Annotated in this window: 1 protein-coding gene; it reads right to left on the bottom strand. The window is 64.1% G+C overall.

Annotated elements, in window-relative coordinates:
* The coding region (locus AC5EFR_RS00125; protein ID WP_493574088.1) for a relaxase/mobilization nuclease domain-containing protein at positions 1-1,243 on the bottom strand (1,243 nt) is incomplete at its 3' end.
* Position 1,244 lies beyond the last annotated feature (1 nt).

Below are 1,244 nucleotides of genomic sequence, written 5' to 3'. Positions count from 1 at the left end.
CCACTTCCGATGTGCTGATCCCCGTGCCGTGTAGTGCCGCGTCAATGCGCGATCTCAGATCGGGCTCGGCCAGTCGCTCGCGCTGGCTGGCGTCAATATTGGCCTCGGAATAGATCCCGCCCTCCGAGGGCGCGTCTGAGAGCGAACCCGAGCGCAGCCCCAAGGGCTGCATGTGCTGGACCTGCGTCTGGATCTCGATGAGGCGTTTTTCCAGCACGGGACGTTCCGCGTCAGACTTCTCGGCGATCATGCCCTGCACCCGCGCGAGCTTTTCCGCATAGAGGCTTCTCAGATCCTCGAAGCTTTGATCCTCGGCCATATACACATCTCCTGTTCGGTCCACCTGCCCGCCATGCGCCAGCACCTCGCCCGCGCGGAAGAGTGCCGCGGCAATGTCTTCGCGGGCCCCGCGGACCTCGGAGGTCTCCCGGGAGGCCTCCACGGCAAGCGAATGGTAGACGGTTCTGGTGTTGGCGATCTCCGCCAGCGTCCGGGTCAAGTCGGCCCCCACGCGTTCGCGCTCGCGGGGTGCGCGACCCTCTTCTTTCGCCGCATAAACCTCGCGGGTAGGGGCTGGGTAATGCACAACCCCGCGATCCACCCGGCGCGTGGCTTCCAGCCGCACGCCGTACTTCTCCGCCTCCTCGACCATGGCGAGGCGGAAATCATCATAGTTGAAGCGATGATTGCGCCCCAGAAAGAAGAACTCGCCTTCCTGCGAGCGACGGTTCAGCACCAGATGCGCATGCGGGTGATCGCGGTCCTCATGCACCGCGATGATGTAGTCGAAATGCCCCGCGTCGGTCTGGAAGAACCGCTCGGCCACGTCCGTCGCAATGTCGCGCACATCCTCCCCACGCGTGCCCACGGGGAAGGACATGAGCATGTGGGTGGTCTGTCCGAGCCTGGGCTTGAAGCCCGCATCCCACCGCTTGGCAAAGCGCTCCGTCAGGTCCTTGATGTCACCCGCCTCGAGCTTCGTCTTGCCATCCAGGAACCCGCTACTGTCCACGATATGGGTGGACTTGGTGGTGAGGTAATCGAGCTGGTTTGCGAGCTGCGATTTGGTATGCGTGCCCCCACCCCGGATCGCCTTGAAGACCGCTGGCCGATGCCCTGCTGCCGCGCGCGAAAGCTGGCTCTGCTTGGCGACATGCAGCCCCTGCATCGAGCCTCGGATTCGGCTCCAGCCGTCCCGGAAGACCTCGCCAGTGACGGTATGGACGGCATCATTCAGCCGCATG

This window comes from Pelagimonas sp. (assembly GCF_058892305.1).
The sequence above is the reverse complement of the archived record's forward strand: the minus strand, read 5'-3'. Positions and strand labels throughout refer to the sequence as shown.